2 protein-coding genes are annotated in these 1903 nt (G+C 41.0%); one reads left to right on the forward strand and one right to left on the reverse strand.

What is annotated here, in order from left to right; all coding sequences use genetic code 11:
- Nucleotides 1-144: 144 nt before the first annotated feature.
- Entirely contained in the window at nucleotides 145-831 is a 687-nt protein-coding gene (locus XMD564_RS11250; RefSeq protein WP_254445632.1) for an SOS response-associated peptidase, read from the reverse strand.
- Nucleotides 832-1167: 336 nt separating this feature from the next.
- Between XMD564_RS11250 and XMD564_RS11255 the strand changes: the two genes are divergently transcribed.
- On the forward strand, nucleotides 1168-1806 hold the full coding sequence (locus XMD564_RS11255; protein ID WP_173508355.1) for a DEAD/DEAH box helicase family protein: 639 nt from the start codon (nucleotides 1168-1170) through the stop codon (nucleotides 1804-1806).
- The last annotated feature ends 97 nt before the right edge of the window (nucleotides 1807-1903 follow it).

Consider the following 1903-nt stretch of genomic DNA (forward strand, 5'->3'; position numbering starts at 1 on the left):
CGCACATTAATCCAGTGCATCTAATAAGTTACTCAAGTGTACTGCGTCTGCTATACCTGGCTAAGAGGGGCAGTTATAGCTACTTTTCAGGCCACCTAGCAAGGCGTTAATGTCAGCTTTGGGTCGTTAGCCGTCGCCCAACAATCAGCTGGATACTACAATCTCTTGGCTGCCGTTAAGGTAACTAGGAGCTTCTTTAAGCCGACTATTATTGATTGAAGGATCTATTGCTCTAACAAGCATATTTTGCGGTAGAGCAGCTTTCAGGAGCTCTCGTAGATCCTTTAAATCAGCTCTCTCTTCTAACCATGTATTTGCCTGGTTTGAATTAAGCAACAAGGGCTGACGAGAGTGGAATGCCTTAAAGTCCTTACAAGCGTTTGTAGTTACCATCGCACAGGTATCTAGAACGATCTCGCCATCAGTCCATTGAGACCAAACACCCGCGGCGGCCATACAATCGAGTTCATATTTAACCAAGTAAGGCTGTCTGATAGATCCCTCTTTACGCCATTCAATAAAAGATGTCATAGGTATAATGATACGGTGATGTCTAAAGCTACCCTGGAATGCTTTACTCTTATCTAGCGTCTCTGCACGAGCATTAAACATAGAGTACTGGGTAGTTATCTCTTTAGCCCAAACAGGCGTTAACCACCATCTCATTGGTCTTAAGGCCCTGATACCTTCCTCTTCAGATATGACTGGTATTTGCTCTGTAGGGGCAAGGTTAAAAAAGCTGGGGATATTAGTACGGCCAAACGATACACCTAGGCGATCCATTAGTGCCTGCGTATCGTCGTTATCTTCAAGATTGTATCTACCGCACATTCAATCATCTCCCTCTAGTTATTTGAATATACCGGATAGGAGGCGTTGAGCAATTGATTCGAGATTTAGGGTGCGCAAGAAATACGCAGGATGTGTGCAACAAGTGCGCAGCAACTATGCAAAGAGTGTGCAGTTTTGCGCGCTCATTCATACTGCAATTTGAACGCTAACCTTCAGTGAAACAATCCAGAAAGCTAGGTAAACAAATCTTGGGATGAACTTCAATCCGAGTCATTGTAAAAAAGTTAGTGAATGTAGGCGATACATTAGTTTAGAGTGAGATGAACCGCAGTAATCCTTTTTGGTGGATTTTACTCGTCGTAATAGGCCGACAAAATGACAAGCAATAATTCATTACAAGACATAAAAAGCCCAATCGATCCCGACGATTTTGTTATCGCGTTCTGCATGAAATTCCAAAAGTGGGGAAACACTATAACAAATGAACTAAAGGAAACATGGAAGCAAAATTGCTTAGCGATGAACAACGCTATTAAGTTCAAAAGTGAAGCGAAAAAATTTGTCATTTCAGCACCAACTGGCAGTGCTAAAACAGAAAATATTATCACCTACTGCGCAATGCTACCTAATGACATCACCGCAGTTATCAGTACAAACCTTACACAAGAAGCAGACCGATTAGCTAGGGACATTAACCAAGAAGCCAACGATATGAGAGCATGTTCATATCATAGTAAGAATCAGTTAAAGATAGAGGATGCTTCAAAATACCAAGTCATGGTTACAACTCATGCATTTTATGAAAAGCATAATTTAAGCTCCAGAAAATGGGTAAAAGCAGTCGGTGAGCGTAATCTAGCAATTATCGATGAAGCACTTACTACGATACAAGAAATCTCTTTAACAACTAACGAAGTTACAATTGCTTTAAATTTCTTTGAATCATTACGAAGAGATAGAGGCTTTAAAAAAATTGAACTTCCAGTGACCTCTCCCCCAAAAACTAGACCATGACCTCGATGAGATTTCCATTTAACCTAAAGGGATGGAGATCTCGATATGAAGAAGCGTTACACCGAAGAACAGATCATTAAGGCGATCAAAGAGCATG

Source organism: Marinobacterium sp. xm-d-564, from assembly GCF_013283345.1.
In the GTDB taxonomy this organism is placed as follows: Bacteria; Pseudomonadota; Gammaproteobacteria; order Pseudomonadales; family Balneatricaceae; genus Marinobacterium_E.

Excerpts from the sequence above, each read along its gene's own strand:
- XMD564_RS11250 (WP_254445632.1), bottom strand. The coding sequence starts at position 831 with ATGTGCGGTAGATACAATCTTGAAGATAACGACGATACGCAGGCACTA.
- XMD564_RS11255 (WP_173508355.1), top strand. The coding sequence starts at position 1,168 with ATGACAAGCAATAATTCATTACAAGACATAAAAAGCCCAATCGATCCC.